18 protein-coding genes and 1 pseudogene are annotated in these 17339 nt (G+C 63.3%); 13 read left to right on the plus strand and 6 right to left on the minus strand.

Annotated features, from left to right (window positions below):
* The first annotated feature begins 45 nt into the window (after positions 1 to 45).
* From ABH15_RS01540 to ABH15_RS01555, 4 genes are read left to right on the plus strand one after another with little or no spacing between them, the layout of a single operon-like run.
* Positions 46 to 684, plus strand: coding sequence for a YIP1 family protein (locus ABH15_RS01540; RefSeq protein ID WP_128692604.1), 639 nt, complete (start codon positions 46 to 48; stop codon positions 682 to 684).
* Positions 685 to 694: 10 nt separating this feature from the next.
* Positions 695 to 1828 (plus strand): COG1361 S-layer family protein, encoded by a 1134-nt coding sequence (locus ABH15_RS01545; protein WP_128692605.1) that lies wholly within the window; start codon positions 695 to 697, stop codon positions 1826 to 1828.
* Between the two features lie 5 nt (positions 1829 to 1833).
* The gene (locus ABH15_RS01550; RefSeq protein WP_128692606.1) at positions 1834 to 2499 is read left to right on the plus strand and encodes an ABC transporter ATP-binding protein; all 666 of its coding nucleotides are present in this window, start codon (positions 1834 to 1836) and stop codon (positions 2497 to 2499) included.
* Positions 2496 to 3668: an ABC transporter permease gene (locus ABH15_RS01555; RefSeq protein WP_128692607.1), complete on the plus strand. Its 1173-nt coding sequence runs from the start codon at positions 2496 to 2498 to the stop codon at positions 3666 to 3668. The genes ABH15_RS01550 and ABH15_RS01555 overlap by 4 nt, the downstream gene beginning before the upstream one ends.
* 281 nt (positions 3669 to 3949) lie before the next feature.
* Here the strand turns inward: ABH15_RS01555 and ABH15_RS01560 are convergent, their stop codons facing one another.
* The 4 genes from ABH15_RS01560 to ABH15_RS01575 form a co-directional block, all read right to left on the minus strand.
* Positions 3950 to 4234, minus strand: a complete 285-nt coding sequence (locus ABH15_RS01560; protein WP_128692608.1) for a hypothetical protein — start codon at positions 4232 to 4234, stop codon at positions 3950 to 3952.
* On the minus strand, positions 4227 to 4895 hold the full coding sequence (locus ABH15_RS01565; protein WP_128692609.1) for a DUF2953 domain-containing protein: 669 nt from the start codon (positions 4893 to 4895) through the stop codon (positions 4227 to 4229). The genes ABH15_RS01560 and ABH15_RS01565 overlap by 8 nt, the downstream gene beginning before the upstream one ends.
* A 23-nt stretch (positions 4896 to 4918) precedes the next feature.
* Positions 4919 to 5371, minus strand: a complete 453-nt coding sequence (locus tag ABH15_RS01570) for a spore germination protein GerW family protein (RefSeq protein ID WP_241647969.1) — start codon at positions 5369 to 5371, stop codon at positions 4919 to 4921.
* A 108-nt stretch (positions 5372 to 5479) separates the two neighbouring features.
* Complete coding sequence (locus ABH15_RS01575) at positions 5480 to 6043, minus strand: metal-dependent hydrolase (RefSeq protein WP_128692610.1); 564 nt, start codon at positions 6041 to 6043, stop codon at positions 5480 to 5482.
* 165 nt (positions 6044 to 6208) lie between these two features.
* On the opposite strand from ABH15_RS01575, the gene ABH15_RS01580 reads away from it, so the two are divergent.
* The 9 genes from ABH15_RS01580 to ABH15_RS13925 are packed head-to-tail and all read left to right on the plus strand — an operon-like array spanning position 6209 to position 15130.
* Complete coding sequence (locus ABH15_RS01580; protein ID WP_128692611.1) at positions 6209 to 7567, plus strand: TrpB-like pyridoxal phosphate-dependent enzyme; 1359 nt, start codon at positions 6209 to 6211, stop codon at positions 7565 to 7567.
* Positions 7568 to 7577: 10 nt separating this feature from the next.
* Positions 7578 to 9113: an anthranilate synthase component I gene (gene trpE, locus ABH15_RS01585; protein ID WP_128692612.1), complete on the plus strand. Its 1536-nt coding sequence runs from the start codon at positions 7578 to 7580 to the stop codon at positions 9111 to 9113.
* Positions 9110 to 9691, plus strand: coding sequence for an anthranilate synthase component II (locus ABH15_RS01590; protein ID WP_128692613.1), 582 nt, complete (start codon positions 9110 to 9112; stop codon positions 9689 to 9691). Before trpE ends, ABH15_RS01590 begins: the two co-directional genes overlap by 4 nt.
* A complete protein-coding gene (gene trpD / locus ABH15_RS01595) occupies positions 9688 to 10704 on the plus strand; it encodes an anthranilate phosphoribosyltransferase (protein ID WP_128692614.1) in 1017 nt (338 codons plus the stop codon). The genes ABH15_RS01590 and trpD overlap by 4 nt, the downstream gene beginning before the upstream one ends.
* The gene (locus ABH15_RS01600; RefSeq protein ID WP_128692615.1) at positions 10701 to 11459 is read left to right on the plus strand and encodes an indole-3-glycerol phosphate synthase TrpC; all 759 of its coding nucleotides are present in this window, start codon (positions 10701 to 10703) and stop codon (positions 11457 to 11459) included. The genes trpD and ABH15_RS01600 overlap by 4 nt, the downstream gene beginning before the upstream one ends.
* The gene (locus ABH15_RS01605) at positions 11456 to 12028 is read left to right on the plus strand and encodes a phosphoribosylanthranilate isomerase (RefSeq protein WP_128692616.1); all 573 of its coding nucleotides are present in this window, start codon (positions 11456 to 11458) and stop codon (positions 12026 to 12028) included. The genes ABH15_RS01600 and ABH15_RS01605 overlap by 4 nt, the downstream gene beginning before the upstream one ends.
* Positions 12025 to 13197, plus strand: a complete 1173-nt coding sequence (gene trpB, locus ABH15_RS01610; protein ID WP_128692617.1) for a tryptophan synthase subunit beta — start codon at positions 12025 to 12027, stop codon at positions 13195 to 13197. Before ABH15_RS01605 ends, trpB begins: the two co-directional genes overlap by 4 nt.
* The gene (gene trpA, locus ABH15_RS01615) at positions 13194 to 14030 is read left to right on the plus strand and encodes a tryptophan synthase subunit alpha (protein WP_128692618.1); all 837 of its coding nucleotides are present in this window, start codon (positions 13194 to 13196) and stop codon (positions 14028 to 14030) included. Before trpB ends, trpA begins: the two co-directional genes overlap by 4 nt.
* A complete protein-coding gene (locus ABH15_RS13925) occupies positions 14027 to 15130 on the plus strand; it encodes an ATP-NAD kinase family protein (protein ID WP_128692619.1) in 1104 nt (367 codons plus the stop codon). Before trpA ends, ABH15_RS13925 begins: the two co-directional genes overlap by 4 nt.
* Before the next feature lie 723 nt (positions 15131 to 15853).
* On the opposite strand, the pseudogene ABH15_RS13930 reads toward ABH15_RS13925, so the two are convergent.
* Positions 15854 to 16744, minus strand: a pseudogene (locus tag ABH15_RS13930) (Na/Pi cotransporter family protein); the annotation flags it as partial.
* A 69-nt stretch (positions 16745 to 16813) separates the two neighbouring features.
* Positions 16814 to 17302 carry a helix-turn-helix domain-containing protein gene (locus ABH15_RS01630; protein ID WP_128692621.1) on the minus strand — a complete coding sequence of 163 codons (489 nt, stop codon included), beginning with the start codon at positions 17300 to 17302 and terminating at the stop codon, positions 16814 to 16816.
* Between the last annotated feature and the right edge of the window lie 37 nt (positions 17303 to 17339).

Genomic DNA, 17339 nt, shown 5'->3' on the forward strand with positions numbered 1-17339 from the left:
CTAATATAGGAGGTGCGACATATCTGATACCCACACGTGGTTGTCATGGTTACAACAACAACAAAAGACTTATTCCTGAATCCGCGGGCATTCTTTGACGCAAAGAAGGCTGAAGGCGAGAGCCTGAAGGTACCGGTTCTGATCGTGCTTGCTATCGGGATTGTCAGCGCAATATCTGCATACGTGCTCGCCCTTCCTTTCCTGGAGTACCTGCCTCCCGAGGTCGCCGGCCTTGGCCCGGTTTTCGCTGCATTCGGATCGGTAGTTGCACTGATCATGGCCATCGTCATGTGGGTCGTGTTTGCGGGAGTCTTTCACGGAATCTCGGCACTCCTTGGTGGCGAAGGCTCGTTCAAACGGACGCTGGCGTTCGTCGGCTATGGGTATGCCCCGCAGGTCATCGGCACTGCGATCTACGTGGTCTTCGTCTACCTCTTCATGGCGAACCTGCAGCTTCCTCCCGCCTCGGCGATCTCCGCCGATCCGACCATCTTCGCCGACCTGATGAAAGATCCGCTCATCCAGATTGGGGGCATTATCAGCCTCCTCTTCGTCCTCTGGAGTGCGAACATCTGGATCTTCGGCGTCAGGGCTGCACGGAATCTCTCGCTCAAGAACGCTGCGATCACCGTCGGTGTTCCTATGGCACTCTACATCCTCTATGTTCTCTTCACCCTGCTATGAGGTCAAATCCATGAAACTCTCACATATTTTCATCATTGCCGTTCTCCTCGCCGCCGGGTTTCTGATCCCCGCGGCAAGCGCCGGGACGGCGGACGTAACGGTCACCTCCTACCAGACCGACCCCGCTTCGCTGATGCGCTGGGACTCCGGCACGCTCACCGTCACGGTCATGAACAACGGTGCCGAGAGCGTTGCGATTCGGAGCGCCCGTCTTTACGGGGACGAAATCCAGGTCCTGAGCGACGCCTACTCCTCGGTCGGCGACATCGGGGCGGGCACTACCAAGGAGTTTACCTTCACCGTTCGGGCGAACGCCCCCGACGCCACCTACTACCCGAAGTTTGTCATCGACTTCCGGGACGGCGGGAGCCTCCGCTACCCGATCCCGGTTCGGGTAGAGAACACCGGTCTTGCGGTAGCCGTCGCGGCAAAGCCGAGCGCCTTTGCAGAAGGGCGGGAAGCGGACGTCACCCTCACGATCGGCAACCCCCGCTCCGCCCGGGTGACCGGGGTTACGGTCGTGCCCGAGGGTGACGGTTTTACTTCCACTCCGTCGAGCGCTTTTGTCGGGACTCTTGAGTCCGATCAGGCTGCGCGGGTGATCTTCAACGTAACGCCGAGCGAACCGACGGATATTGCGTTTCGTGTTATCTACCGGAACGGCGTGAATACTCACGAGACCATGCTCACGCTCCCGGTCGCCTTCACGAGCGATAAGAGGAGTGCCGATCCCGTGCTCACGAACATCGAGGTCGAGCCGGTCGCCGGTGGTTACCGGGTGACGGGCGATGTGACCAACGCCGGCCTTGAGTCGGCGCGGTCGGTGATCATCACGAGCGGCGAGCCCGCGACTCCGATCGATCCCTTCCGGGTCTACGTCGTCGGGACGCTCGACTCCGACGACTTCTCGAGTTTCGAGGTGACCTTCAGGACGGAGACGGGCGCAGTGGAGATTCCGCTCGTCATCGAGTACCGTGACGGCGACGGGAACGTCTATACGGAGCAGGCTATGGTGAATATCGGTACGACGACCGTTCTGCCGCAGCAGCAGAGCGAGGGACTCCCGGGTGCCGCCATTGCCGTCCTTGCTCTCGTGGCTGTCGGGATAGCGGGCGCCGTCATCTATTCGTGGAGAAGGGCCTAATTTCCATGGCAGTCATTCAGTTTCAGGACGTCACGAAGGTCTACCCGCTCCCGGCAGGGGACGTCGTCGCGCTCGACGGTGTCTCCCTCGATATTGAGTCAGGTGAGTTCGTCTCCGTCATGGGGCCTTCCGGCTCCGGTAAGTCCACCCTGCTGAACATCATGGGATCTCTCGATGTCCCGACCTCCGGTGACGTATATATCAGCGGCTCAAGGATCGGCGTCATGAACGACGACGAGCTGACCCTGCTCCGGCGTGATCACATCGGGTTCATCTTCCAGCACTTCAACTTAATCCCGCTCCTTTCGGCGGTCGAGAACGTCGAGTACCCGATGATACTCCGGGGCAGGAAGGGTGACGCCCGGAAGCGGGCGCTCGAGGTGCTTGCAGCGGTCGGGCTCGAGGAGCGGCTTTACACCCATAAACCGGGCGAGCTCTCCGGCGGCCAGCAGCAGCGGGTCGCTATCGCCCGGGCGCTCGTCAACGACCCCGACTTCCTCCTCTGCGACGAACCGACCGGCAACCTCGATACGGTGACCGGAACCGGGATCATGAATCTTCTCTCCCGGATGAATGAGGAAGGGACGACCGTCGTCGTGGTCACCCACGATCCGAGGATGGCCGATTACTCGAACCGGACGATCCGGATCGTCGACGGGAGACTGGCATGACCTTCTTCGACCTTGCCCGACGCAATACTGAGCGTCACATGTTCCGCTCGGCGCTCGCCATCATCGGGATCGTCATCGGTGTGGTCGCCATCGCCTCGATGGGTGTTCTCGGCAACAGTATCAACCTCATGGTCGGGGACGTGGTCTCGGACGTCGGCGACACCATCATCGTCTCTCCCGCCGTTGGGGGCGGTGGTATCTTCGGCGGTGGCGGCGGAGCCAGCACCGGTCTTTCGGAGCGGCAGGTCGAGGATATCCGCCGGGCCATCGGGACGAACCGTGCCATACCGGTGATCAGCGGGGCTGACCGGATGACGGTCGGCGATACGACCGGCGGCGTCATGATCTACGCGATGCACGCCGAGGATATTCCCTACCTCCTCGAGAAGGAGTCCGGAGCCTACGTCAAGGAGACGGCCGCGGCCTGCATGATCGGCAAGGGGCTTGCCGACGCCTGGAAGGACGAGGGCCTCAAGCTCGGCAGCAGGATACAGGTCGGCGGCGAGACGCTCCGGGTGGTGGGGATACTCGAGGAGCGCGGGATGAGCTTTGACGTCAATCCCGACAACGCGATCGTTGTCCCGTACCGGTGGTACTCGGACCGCTACGACGTCGACGAGTACAGCCAGGTGATTGTCAAGGTGCGGAACGTCAATGACATCGACGCGGTGAAAGATGCGATCGACGAGCGCATGAACCGGCGTGACGACGTTGTCAACGTCATGGATACCCGGCGGATCCTCGAGAGCATCACGTCGATGTATGAATCGGTGACGCTCTTTCTGATGGGAATCGGGGCAATATCGCTCCTCGTCGCCGGTGTCTCCATCTTAAACGTCATGATGATGTCGGTGACCGAACGCACCCGCGAGATAGGCGTTCTGCGAAGTATTGGCACCCGCAGGAATGAACTCATGCGGATCTTCATCTATGAATCGCTGATCTTAGGCAGCATTGGTGCCATCGTCGGCGGTCTTTTGAGTTTCGGGGGCGGTTACCTGATGACGGGAGTCTTCCTCGGCGACTCCTCATACCTCTTCAACCCGACGAGCCTCCTCTACATTGCCTTCGGGATGAGTTTCGGGGTCGGGACGAGCGTTCTCTGCGGTCTCTATCCGGCATGGAAAGCGGCGAAGCTCAACCCCATCCAGGCACTGCGGCACGAGTGAGCGATCCCTCGTTCCACTATTTTTTGAGCATATCCGAAGGATAATGCAGCGTCCCCGGGCGCTTCCGCATCCGGTATGAGTGGTGCACCTATGCTGTCTTCCGTGGATACGGGTGAAAGCGTGCAAAAAAGTCCGGGCTGTACATCTTCCGCCTGCTTGCCGAGCACTACAGTGCGAGCATCACAGCATGGAATCGGATTGCGGATCACCCCGGGTTCAGTGCGGCGATGGTCGTCATGCTCTCGGGAGACTCCGGGACCCGGGAAGAAAAGGGCTCTTTGTTATAGTGGACCCGATGGATGCGTCCTTGTGTGGGCGGTCTCCCTGCAGAACGCTTCGATCCCTGCCCGGTTCTCTTCTGAAACGTTATCTGCGGTCAGATACACGATCCGCTCGCAACCGCCCTCGCTAATGATGAGGGCGACCGGGACTACCGAAACGTAGCCTCCGGCGCATCCGGCGATCGTCGAGAGGCTGATGATCGGGATGATACAGCGGTCGTCGACCGTCTGCATGCCCCCGGCCACGAGCTCCCGGCAAAACCCTGTTGTTCCGGGACTACGCACCGGATGCACCTCTCCCTGATAGCATCTTCAGCCGGTCTCTCACCGTTTTGTGCATCAGCGCAGCAATGATTGATAGGAGGATCAGGAGCGGCCGCTTGATATGCACCTTCACATCCGCCTTCCCTTCGAGGATCTCATCGCCGAAAACCGGGTGCATGATGAGATCGATCCGCTCCATCGGCCAGAGTGCGTAGCGAAGAGCGGTCATATAACCGTAGATCCGTCCGGTTGCCGCGGGGCTTGCAAGGCCGAGCGTGACCTCCCCGATGCACCGCTCAAGCGAAAGCGACCGGAGAAACGTATCGAGCACACGGCGGATGTACGGCCAGAGATCGCTTCCGGCGCTGACGTACTCCCCGATACCGGGCCGCGGCCGCGGTTTTGGTGGTTTTTCCGGCTTCTCCTCCCGGGTGATCGCCGCGAGGTCGCGTTTTAGCACCGCCCGACCGGCGAGCAGCACTTCGACCGTCTGATCTTCACCGAGAATCCGGAGGCGGATGCCGAGGATACCCCAGACGACTGTCCCGAGAAGCAGCACAATCTCGCCGGTCTTCTCGGCGACAAAGGCTATCGCGATAGGGATGAAGTAGAGCGCGGCGATGAGGCCGAGTACGAGGAGCGTGCCAATCAGCAAAACAGCAAGGAGGAGTGATGCAGCCATGCGAGAAGGTGTGGGCGGGGAACCTACAGTTCTCCTTCGCACTTAACCTGAATATCTTTTGGTTCTCCGGCAGATTGCGATTCTTTTTGGCGTTTCATCATCATCTCGGAACCTTTCTCCATCGCTCTCCCGATGTGCGGGCCGACGGTCTCACCGAGTGAGGTGATCACCTCCGCGAGTTCGCTCTTCTTCTTGAGCGAGATGACCTGAACTCCCTCAGGGCCGATGACGCCTCTGTTGATGATCACGAGTGCAACAACGGAGACGCTGCCGCCTCCGCCCGTGCCGGCTCCGCCGCTCTTCTCTGTCTCCGTTCTTCCCCCACTCCCCTCTCCTGCGCCGAACCCGAACCCGAACTCGGCCACCGGAAGTATCACGCGGTCACCGGCTTCAATCGGTGCACCGATAACGGTGCTTGCACAGAGCATCTTGCCGAGCTGGTCGACGGTCAGTTGCAGCATAGATTCGCCAGTCATACGTTCACCACATCTACCAGTCTCAGGTATCCTATATAACCGTTGGGGTAACCGAATGCGTTCTCTCGCCGGTTTGTGAGATCTGGAGCACCTGTCACTTTGTCCGGGTCAGCGCTCGCAGTGAGGTGCGGTGAAGCGTGCAGCGACGGCACGGATCAGCCTCCGGAGAGGGGCGACGAGCACTCTTGTACAGAACCCCCCGAGCTCGCGGCGGTAGAAGAGCCCAAGGATGATGCCGGCCGCTATGAAGAGGAGCCACTCGGAGGGCTCCGAGACCTCACGCCAGAATGAGTTCCAGAAGTAGTCGGTATAGTGATGCTTCGGGTACGGACCAAGGAACGGCCAGTACCATTCGACAGGGTGGCGCCACATCCCGTCCATGATCTGGTGCGAGAAGATGCCGGCTGCGAGCACGATTCCGAGGATGGCTCCGCGGTATCGCCAGAGGGCGAGCCCCAGGATTAGCAGGACAAGGAGGACGACGAGGCCGTGAAAATAGATCCTGCCGTAGTCCACGCTGCCTTTCAGGAAGATGTGCCCGAGCGGTTTGTCGATAACGTCGGAGAGAACCCCCCCGACGGCGCCGACGGCAACGGCTCTTCGGTCGCCCGAGACCTTCCAGAAGATCAGTCCGATGAGCAGCCCTGCGACGAGGTGGGCGAGGACGAACATTGCTCCCTGTTATCGGGAGTGCATGTTATACTCTTCGGCACGGTGCCGGAGCATGAGGCAAGGAATGCCCGCCGGTCCGTCTCAGGCCTTCGTAGCACTTTCAAATACTCCTTGCGACATATTTGCACCACAATGTATATCTATGTACATGGCACACGATGATGCATGCAGACGAAGTTCCTCCTGGACGAAGGGGAGATGCCGAAGCGATGGTATAACATCCAGGCTGACCTGCCGACGCCGATGGACCCGGTCCTCCACCCGGCCACCGGCAAGCCCGTCACCCCCGACGACCTCCACGCCATCTTCCCGATGGAACTGATCCGGCAGGAGGTCAGCACGGAGCGGTATATCGATATACCGGAAGAAGTACGCGAGATTCTTACCCTCTGGAGACCTGCCCCCCTCTACCGGGCGCACCGGCTCGAGCGGCACCTCAAGACACCGGCGAAGATCTACTACAAGTGGGAAGGCGTCAGCCCGGCCGGCTCCCACAAGCCGAACACCGCCATCCCACAGGCGTACTACAACCGGCAGGAGGGGATCGAGCGGCTCGCCACCGAGACCGGTGCGGGACAGTGGGGTTCTTCGCTTGCCTTTGCCACGAGCCTCTTCGATATGGCCTGCACCGTCTACATGGTCAGGGCAAGCTACGACCAGAAGCCGTATCGCAAGATCATGATGCAGACCTACGGTGCCGAGTGCCTGTCGAGCCCGACGATGCAGACGAACTCCGGGCGTGCGGTGCTCGAGCACGATCCCGAAACCTCGGGCTCCCTCGGGATCGCCATCTCCGAGGCGGTCGAGGACGCCGTGACCCACGATAACACCAACTACGCGCTTGGTTCGGTGCTCAATCACGTCTGTCTCCACCAGACGATCATCGGGCAGGAGGCAGAGGCGCAGCTCGCGCTCGCGGACGCCTACCCCGATGTCGTGATCGGGTGCGTCGGCGGCGGGTCGAACTTCGCCGGGATAGCATTCCCGTTCGCCGGACCGAAAATGACCGGGAAGCATCCGGAGACCGAGATCATCGCCGTCGAACCCTCCGCGTGCCCGACACTGACGAAAGGTCTGTATGCCTATGATTTCGGCGATGTGGCGGGCTTAACGCCGATCATGAGGATGTTCACGCTCGGGCACGACTTCGTTCCGCCGGCAATCCATGCAGGCGGGCTGCGTTACCATGGGGCGTCGCCGTTGGTCTCGCGGCTCGTGCAGGACGGCGTCGTCCGTGCGACCTCCTACCACCAGAACGAGGTCTTCGCCGCGGCCGTGCTCTTTGCACGGACGGAAGGGATCATCGTCGCTCCCGAAGCCGCCCATGCGGTCAAGGCGACCGTCGACGAGGCGGTCCGCTGCCGGGAGACGGGTGAGGAGAAGGTCATCCTCTTCAACAACTCGGGCCACGGGAACTTCGATTTTTCGTCCTACGAGGCCTACTTTGCAGGAAAGCTGGTCGATTACGAGTACCCGGCCGAGCTGATCAAGGAAGCGCTCGGACGACTGCCGGTGGTGGGGTGATGCCGGTGGAATGGGCGGCGCTCGAAGAGAGCCATTAGTAGAACTGAACCTGACCCTTGCAGAGTTCCGGGCTCTGGCAGAGCGGCGGGACGGGCCCCTGCTCATCCCCCTCTTCTGCAGAGTCCCGCTCCCGGCCTGCCCGCCCTCGGTACTCTATCAGCACCTCCGCGACGGTCGCGGCTGCCTACTCGAATCGCTTGAGGGGAGCGAGAAGGTCGCCCGTTACTCGCTCATCTGCACCGACCCCGCACTCTTCGTCTCGGTCGGGAGCGACGGATCCGTCGATCTTGCGGGCGATCCGCGGTTTGCGGCGATCGCCGCATCGGCGGAAGGGAACGATCCGGTCGATCTGATTCGGTCGATCATGCACCGGTTCGAGGTTGCACCGGCTGATCTGCCCCGCTTCTCCGGCGGTATGGTGGGCTACTTCGCCTATGATATCGTCTCCTCGATCGCACCGACGGTGTGCCCATGTGCCCGCGACGACCTCGGGATGCCGGTCGTCCGGTTCATGCTCGCGACCGACTGCCTGATCATCGATCACTGCGAGCATGAGGCATTCATCGTCAGAACGCCGCTGCTCGCTGAGGAGTCCGATCCGGCGGCGATCTATGACGGGTGCCGGTCGGCGATCGCCGCGGCGGCAGGGCGGCTCGCGTCCCTGACAGGGGAGGTCGGTATTCCGGCGACAGCGCCTGTCCCGGAGTCCCCTCTCCCCCGGATGGTCTCCTCGCTCTCGCGGGAGGGGTACATGGAAGCGGTGCTCCGGATCAAGGAACATATCTTTGCAGGCGATATCTTCCAGGCCGTCATCTCCCGGCGGATCGAGGCGCCTGCTCCGGCCGATCCCTTCGCCGTCTACCGGGTGCTCAGATCGGACAACCCGAGCCCGTACATGTACTACCTCGACTTCGGCGACACCGCGGTCGTCGGGAGCAGTCCGGAGATGCTGGTGCGGGTTGAGGGTGGCCGGGTGACGACCGTCCCGATAGCGGGGACACGCCCCCGGGGCGCGACGCCCGGGGAAGACGATGCCCTTGCCGCCGAACTCCTCGCAGACGAGAAGGAACGGGCGGAGCATATTATGCTCGTCGACCTCGCGCGAAACGACGTCGGTGCGGTCACCGCCTACGGTTCCGTCCGGCTCGATGAGTTCATGGGCGTCGAACGGTTCTCGCACGTCCAGCATATCGTATCGACGGTCAGCGGCACTCTCCGACCGGAATACGACTGCTTTGACGTCCTGAAAGCCTGTTTCCCGGCAGGCACCGTCAGCGGCGCCCCGAAAGTCCGGGCGATGCAGCTCATCGACGCGGTGGAGGGAACGCGGCGAGGCCCCTACGCTGGCGCCGTCGGGCATATCGGTTTTTCCGGGGCGATGGATATGGCGATCACCATCCGTACGGCCGTCGTCCGGGGGGGTACGGCGTACATCCAGGTCGGGGCCGGGATCGTCGCCGATTCGGACCCCGGGAGCGAATGGCTCGAGACCGAACGGAAGGCCGGAGCCATGCTCCGGGCGCTCGGTGCGGAGGGCGGCATATGAAGGTTCTCGTCATCGATACCTACGATAGTTTCACCTTCAACCTCTGCCAGCAGATCGGTGCGCTCGGCGCCGATCCGGTCGTGGTGAAGAGCGATGTTCCCTTCGAGCAGATCCGTGCCATCCCCTGCGATCGGATCGTGCTCTCGCCGGGGCACGGCCACCCCCGCGATTCCCACCTCTACCGGCAGGTTCTCGCCACCCTGAGCCGGACGGTCCCGACGCTCGGTGTCTGCCTCGGTCACCAGGCGATCGGGCTAGCCTTCGGTGCAGAGGTCGTGCGGGCGAACCACGTGATGCACGGCAGGACGTCTCTGATCCGGCATGACGGAAAGCGTCTCTTCGCGGGTCTCGAGAGCCCCCTCACTGCCACCCGCTACCACTCGCTCATCCTTGATCCCGGAACCATACCGCCGGAACTCGCCGTCACCGCCCGGAGCGCGGACGACGGCGTGGTCATGGGCGTCCGGCATACCCTCTACCCGATCGAAGGGGTGCAGTTCCACCCCGAGAGCATCCTCACCCCCGAAGGGTCGCAGATGATGGCAAACTTCCTCGCTTCTCCGGAGGGAGCGGCATGATCCGCGAGGCGATCGCACGGGTTGCGGGCGGCGGCGATCTCCCGGCCGACGAGGCCGAGGCGGTGATGCGCGAGGTTATCGAAGGGACGGCGACGCCGGCACAGATCGGAAGTCTCCTCACGGCCATGCGGATGAAAGGAGAGACGGCCGCCGAGATTGCGGCTTTCGCCCGCGTGATGCGGAGCGCTGCGGTCGCTGCCCCGGTTCCCGAGGCCGGCAGGCTCGTTGATACCTGCGGCACGGGCGGTGACGGGCTCGGCACCTTCAACATCAGCACGGCGGCGGCCTTCGTCGCTGCGGGCACCGGGGTGCCGGTGGTGAAGCACGGCAACCGGAGCGTCTCGAGCCGGTGCGGTTCTGCGGACGTGCTCGAAGCGCTCGGCGTTCGCATCGAAACGCCCCCGAGCGAGGTCGGCAGAGTGCTCCGGACGGCGGGGATCGCCTTCCTCTTTGCACCGGTGCACCATCCGGCGATGCGGAACGCTCGCGATGCCCGGCAGGAGATCGGGATTCGGACGCTCTTCAACCTCCTTGGGCCGCTTGCAAATCCCGCCGGGGCAGATGCACAGCTCCTGGGTGTCTACGCGCCAAAGCTCGTCGGCACGCTCGCGGAGGTGCTCGCCCTGCTTGGCTCCGAGCGGGCGATGGTGGTGCACGGCTCGGGGCTCGACGAGTTCACGACGACCGGAACGACGCTCGTCGCGGAACTCGAAGGTGGCAGGATGTATACAAGTGTTATCGACTGTGAGGATTTCGGCATCCCGCGGGTGGATGCTGCGGCGCTCCGCGGGGGCGATGCCCGGGAGAATGCCCGGATCATCCGCGGGGTGCTGGCCGGTGTCCGGAGCCCGGCCCGCGATATCGTCCTCCTCAACGCGGGTGCGGCCGTATATCTCGGCGGCCTGGCGGCCGACCTCGCGGACGGAATCGCCCGGGCGAGGGACGCTATCGACTCCGGGCAGGCGGCCGAACGGCTCGCCCGCCTGATCGAGGCAACCGGGGGCGAGGTATGATCCTCGACGATATCATCAGGTCTACCGGCGAACGAGTCGGCAACCTCAAGACTCTTCCGGCTCTCAATCCCGAGACCCTGCCGCACCGGAGCCTCGCTGCGGCGATACGGGCGTGCCGGGGGAAGAATGCGATCATCGCCGAGGTGAAGTATGCCTCCCCCTCACGCGGCAGGATCCACGACGGCTCGACCCCCGAGGCGATCGCGCTGGAGTTCGTCGCCGCCGGAGCGACCGGACTCTCGGTGCTCACCGAGCCCACCTTCTTTGGGGGGAGCACCGAGAACCTCATCCGGGCACGACGTGCGGTATCGGTGCCGATCCTGCGGAAGGACTTCATCATCGATGAGCGCCAGCTCGCGGAGACCAGGCTGCTCGGTGCCGACGCCGTCCTCCTCATTGCCAGGGTGCTCGGGAACCGGCTCGCCGCGTTCGTCGACGAGGCCCAGGTCATCGGGCTCGAACCGCTCGTCGAGGTTCACGGTCGGGGCGAGATGGAGCGTGCCCTCGCCACCGAAGCGAGCCTCATCGGGATTAACAACCGCGATCTCCGGACGCTCACCACCGATCTCTCGACCACGATCCGTCTCGCGGAGGTGGCACGCGACGAGGGGAGGCTCGTCATCTCCGAGAGCGGGATCATCTGGCCGTACGATGTCCGGAACCTGCGTAGGCACTGCGATGCGTTCCTGATCGGCTCCGCCATCATGTCGGCCCGGGATCGCCGCAGGAAACTGGAGGGGTTCGTATTCGCGTGAAGATCTGCGGGATCACCACCGTCGGGGACGCCCGCGCCGCGATAGCGGCAGGAGCCGACGCTGTCGGGGTGGTGATGAACAGCTCGTCGCCGCGTTCCGTGACGCCGGATCAGGCACGGCGGGTATTTGCGGCGGTTTCGCCGTTTGTAACCACAGTTGCTGTCACCTCGACCGATCGGGAGGAGGATCTTGCGAGCATCCTCGCCTGCCGGCCGGATGCGGTACAGGTGGGTGGCGGTCTCGATCTGCCCCATGATGCGGCGGTGCGGGTTCTCCGGGTTCTCAGGCCTGGTGACGCCCTCCGGGACGACTGCGATGCGGTGATCGTCGACGGCAGTCACGGCACCGGACGGGCATTCGACCATGCGTATGCGAAAAAGTGCGTGGCCACATCATCGGTGCCGGTCATCCTCGCAGGCGGGCTGACCTGCGGGAATGTGGGTGAGGCGATACGAACAGTGCGGCCGTATGCCGTCGATGTCTCCTCGGGCGTCGAGACGGCGCCGGGGCGGAAGGACGACCGGCTCATGCGAGCGTTTGTGAAGATATGCAGGACGACAGATCTATGAAAGCAGGACGATATGGAGTATATGGCGGGCAGTACGTGCCCGAAACCCTGATGAGCGCGCTGATCGAGCTTGAGGAAACCTACGGCCGGGTATCCGCCGATCCCGAGTTTTCCCGCCAGCTCGGCTGGTACCTCCGCGAGTATGCCGGCAGGGAGACGCCGCTCACCTACTGCACGAACCTCTCCCAAGAGCTCGGTTGCCGTGTTTACCTGAAACGCGAGGATCTGCTTCACGGCGGTGCACACAAGCTGAACAATACTCTCGGTCAGGCGCTGATGGCAAAGTTCATGGGCAAGCGCCGGCTGATTGCCGAGACCGGCGCCGGTCAGCACGGCGTGGCGACGGCGATCGCGGGTGCGGCCCTCGGTCTTCCCGTCGATGTCTATATGGGCGAGGTGGACACCCGGCGGCAGGCGCTGAACGTCTTCCGGATGGAGCTCCTCGGAGCACGGGTCATCCCGGTCGCCTCCGGGACACGGACGCTCAAAGACGCCATCAACGCGGCGATGCGTGACTGGGTGACAAATCTCCGGGAGACCCATTACCTGCTCGGTTCCTGCGTGGGCCCGCACCCCTTCCCCCGGATCGTCCGGGATTTCCAGTCGGTCATCGGCGAGGAGACGAAACGGCAGATACTCGAGCGTGAAGGGCGGCTCCCGGATACCGTCGTCGCCTGCGTCGGTGGCGGTTCGAACGCGATCGGTATCTTCTACCCGTTCGTGAACGACGACGTGGGGCTCGTCGGTGTCGAAGCGGGAGGCGAGGGGCTCGAGACTCCCCGTCACGGAGCGTCGCTCTCTGCCGGCTCGGTCGGGGTCTTCCAGGGGGCGCTCTCATACCTTCTCCAGGACGACGACGGCCAGGCGCTTCCGACGCACTCTATCGCCGCCGGCCTCGACCACCCTTCGGTCGGCCCCGAGCACGCGATGCTGAAAGATGCCGGACGCGTCCGCTATGAGGCGGTCACCGACGCCGAGGCGCTCACTGCCTTCCGCCGTCTCTCCCGGACAGAGGGGATCATTCCGGCGCTCGAGTCTGCCCATGCGGTCGCCTATGCACTCCGGGCAGCGGATGGCCTCGATAAAGACGGCATCCTCGTCGTCAACCTCTCGGGACGGGGCGACAAGGACGTTGCCGACGTCGCGACGATCCACGGAGGAGCGGCATGAGCCGGATATCCAGGCTGTTTACCCGGAAATGCCCGGGCTTCATCGGATTTACCGTCGCCGGAGACCCGGATGCCGGAACAGCGCTCCGGGTGGTGAGGACGATGATCGACGCGGGTCTCGACCTCCTCGAGATCGCCGTCCCCTACGCCGACCCGGTGGCGGACGGCCCCGTGATAGAGCGGGCGCATACCCGTGCTCTTGAGGCCGGCACCACTCCGGATGACGTCTTCACGCTCGTCCGGCAGGTTCGGGAGTACGCACCGGATCTGCCGGTCGTCCTCTTCACCTACTACAACATCATCCACCGCCGGGGGCCTGAGCGGTTCTTCGTTGACGCTGCTGCTGCCGGTGCTGACGGTGTTCTGATCGTCGATCTCCCGATCGAGGAGTCGGGCGAGGTCGCAGAGGTTGCGAGGCGGCACGGGATCGATCGGATCATGCTCATCGCCCCGACGACCTCGCCGGAACGCCGTCGGGCGATCCTCCGGGAGGCGTCCGGATTCGTCTACCTGATATCGCTTGAAGGTGTGACCGGCGAGCGCGACCGGCTCGCTCCCGATATTGCCGGCCTGGTCGGGGCGGTGCGGGAGGATACCTATCTCCCGCTCGCGGTGGGGTTCGGCATCTCGCGCCCTGAACACGTCCGGGCGGTCGCGGCCGCCGGTGCGGACGGTGTCATCGTGGGGAGTGCGCTCGTCCGGATCGTTGAAGAGCACCTCGGGGACGAGGCAGGGTTGCATGAGGCGCTCCGCACCGTGATCGGGGCGATGCGGTGTGTTCTCGCCCCCGGGCGGGAGCCTGATATACCCGGACGAGAGAGTGTAGAGGGATGACGCCGAGGATCGGATTCCTCGTAAACCCCATCGCCGGCATGGGCGGTACCGTCGGGCTGAAGGGGACGGATGGGCAGCTCGCCGAAGCGGTCAGACGGGGGGCAACCCCGCACGCCTGTGATCGTGCGGTGCAGACCCTCTTTCTTCTCCGGGAAGACGGAATCGCATTTATCACCTGTGCCGGGGCGATGGGCGAGGACATCCTTCTTCGTGCGGGGATCACCGGGTATACCGTTCTCTACCGGCCGGGAGAACCCACCACCGCCGCCGACACCCGGGCCGCGGTACAGGCGTTCCTCGATGCCGGGGCCGACCTGATCCTCTTCTGCGGGGGTGACGGGACAGCCCGTGATGTCTACGACGCCGCCCGCCGCGAGGTGCCGATTCTCGGTGTTCCTGCCGGGGTGAAGATGTACTCGGCGGTCTTTGCAGTCAATCCACTGGCGGCGGCCGAGCTTGCCAGGCAGGCAGGGCGGATCGGCTGCCGGGACTCTGAGGTCATGGATATCGACGAAGAGGCCTACCGTGCCGGTCGGCTCACCGCCCGGCTCTACGGCTACGCCCGCGTCCCCTACATTCCGGAGCGGACGCAGGGGGGAAAACAGGTCTTCGAGCAGCAGGACGAGGAACGGGCGAAAGACGAGATCGCCGCGTTTATCGCCGAGATCATGCTGCCGGAGACACTCTACATCATCGGTGCCGGGAGCACGACGGCGCGGATCATGGAACATATGGGCTTCTCCCCGACGCTGCTCGGTGTCGATGCCGTCAGGGGCGGGAAGGTCGTCGCCCGTGACGCCGACGAAGCGGCGCTGCTCGCACTCCTCGACGAACACCCGCGGGCGAAGATCGTCATAAGCCCCATCGGGGCTCAGGGTTTCGTTCTCGGCCGTGGAAACCAGCAGATAAGTCCGGCGGTGCTCAAAAAAGCCGGATTAGCGAATCTCATCGTGGTCGCCACGCCCGCCAAGCTCGCCGCCACGCCCCTCCTGTACGTCGACTCCGGGGATGCGGTGCTGGACCGGCAGCTCGGCGACACGTTCCCGGTCATCTCCGGGTACCGGATTGCACAGCGGAAACGGGTCGTCCACCCGGAGTGATGCCGGCTCGCTTCTCTTCTGGACGGAGTACTGTTCGGCGAGCTTGCGGAGATCCCGAACCTTCGCGTTGGCCGCCTCGACAATGGAGAGGAGTTCGAGGTAGTGGCTGTCGGAGAGATCCCCGACCGCACGGAGATTGATGAGCTGCTCGCGGTACTGCTCGTTAATGGCGCGTTGCAGGGCGATATCTCGGGCGCGGAGCTCTGCGACCGTCGTGTCGAGGATCTCGGGGAAGAAGAGCCCGAGCCCGACGATATTCTCTTCGAGGATCCGGTAGACGCTCTCCGCCCGCGTCACCAGGGTGGCAGGGATGCCTTTTCCATCCTGATATGCTCGATGGAAGAACCCCCCGAGATCCGCTCCGAGGTATCCGAGCCGTCCGATCTCGTTCGACATCCGAACCAGGTAGACCACTTCCTGTGCTTCCCGGTCGGAGAGCGATCGTCCGGAGATCGCCCGGAGAGCCCGTCCTGTCCGTCCGTCCAGGTAGTCGTTCAGGCTCTCGAGCCTCTCGACCATCTGATAGTCCGCCTCTTTCCCCGTGGCGAGGTAGGTCATCGCCGCCCGGAAGAGGTCGAGCGTGACCTCGTGGGCGTGCTTAAGCTCCTTTCGGATCAGGTCGAACCCGAGGTGCGTATCGGCGGGGACGCCGCCCTCGAGGTAGCGTGTCCGCACCAGGATTTCAGGCTCGCTCCCCGGTACCGCCCACTCCACAACCCGCTTGAACTGCCCGATGACGAGAAGAAAGACCGCCGCCGCGATCAGGTTGAAGATGAGGTGAGCATTCGCCACCATCTGCGCCTCGGTGCCGCCGATCGTCGCCACAAGATCGGTGAACGGCACGAGGAAGGGCAGGATCAGCAGCACACCTCCGAGATTGAAGATGAAGTGGGCTGCCGCCGCCCGCCGGGAGTAGAGGTTCATCCGGGCGGAGGCGATGAGCGTCGTCGTGGTCGACCCGATGTTCGCGCCGAGCAGGATCGGGATCGCCTGCGGGAGGGTGAGCAAACCCTGCTGGGCGAGGACGACGACGAGGCCGGTCGTGACGGAGCTCGACTGCACCAGGGTGGTGAAGAGGAATCCGGTGAGGATGGCGAGTGGGAGTGCCGAATACTCCGTGATGAGTCCGATGATCTCGGGATCGCTCTGGAACGGCATGAGCGCCGTGGAGATGAGATTCAGGCTGAAGAAGACGAGGCCGAAGTAGAAGAGGGGTTTGCCGAGGAACTTATACCGGCCGCCGAAGATCCCGACGAGGAATCCGACCGGGATCAGCACCTGCCCGAAGGCTGTCATCTTGAAGGCGACGAGCTGGGCGGTGACGGTCGTCCCGATGTTCGATCCTATGATGATCCCGAGGCTCTGGAGGAACGAGAGCGTCCCGGCGTTGACGAGCCCGATGGTGATGATCGTCGTCGCGGCGCTCGATTGAACGAGGGCGGTAACGCCGGCACCGAGGAGCGCCCCGACGATTGGCCGCTTCGTCACTCTGCCGAGGATCCTGTTGAAACTTCCCTTTGCAACCGCCAGGATCTCCCGGGAGAAGTTCTCTATGCCGTAGAAGAAGAGGATCAGGCCGGGAATGATGGCGAATACGAGCTCCCAGGGGACCATGGCATACTCGAAATGGTACTAGGAGATGTGGACGGAAAAAGGGAGATGAATTGCACCGGAGCGGTATTGCTACTCTATCCTTTTCGCAATCGTCTCGATAGCCTCCATCAGCGTCCGCTTCTTCGGCTTCATGATCGCGACCGGGCAGTCGACGATCTTCTCGACGATGGGAGCGAGGATAGGAGCGCAGATGATCCCGAGCGCACCCTCTTTGTCCGCCCGGACGGCGGCGATGATGCACTCGTCGATCGACTCTGCTGCGTAGCCGCGGACGCGATAGGTTCCGCCGCCGATCGGGACTTCGCGGTTGTCGAGGTCGTCGAGGAGGAACCGGGCGGCGATCACCGCGATGAAACTCTGCTCCCGGGGTTCGAGGACGCTTACGATCTTCTTTACGGTGGAGAGCCGGGGGTCGGCTTTGCCGCCCGTCAGTTTGTAGAGGGTCGCCACCGGGATCTCTGCCCGGTCCGCAAGCTCCCGGATGCTCATATCCCGGCGCCGGAGTTCCTCTTCGAGAGCCGTCGAAAATCCGGTCTCGAAGATCTTTCTCGAGAACATTATACTATTGTAGTAGAATAATTTGCCATAAATATTT

The organism is Methanoculleus taiwanensis, from assembly GCF_004102725.1.
GTDB lineage: Archaea > Halobacteriota > Methanomicrobia > Methanomicrobiales > Methanoculleaceae > Methanoculleus_A > Methanoculleus_A taiwanensis.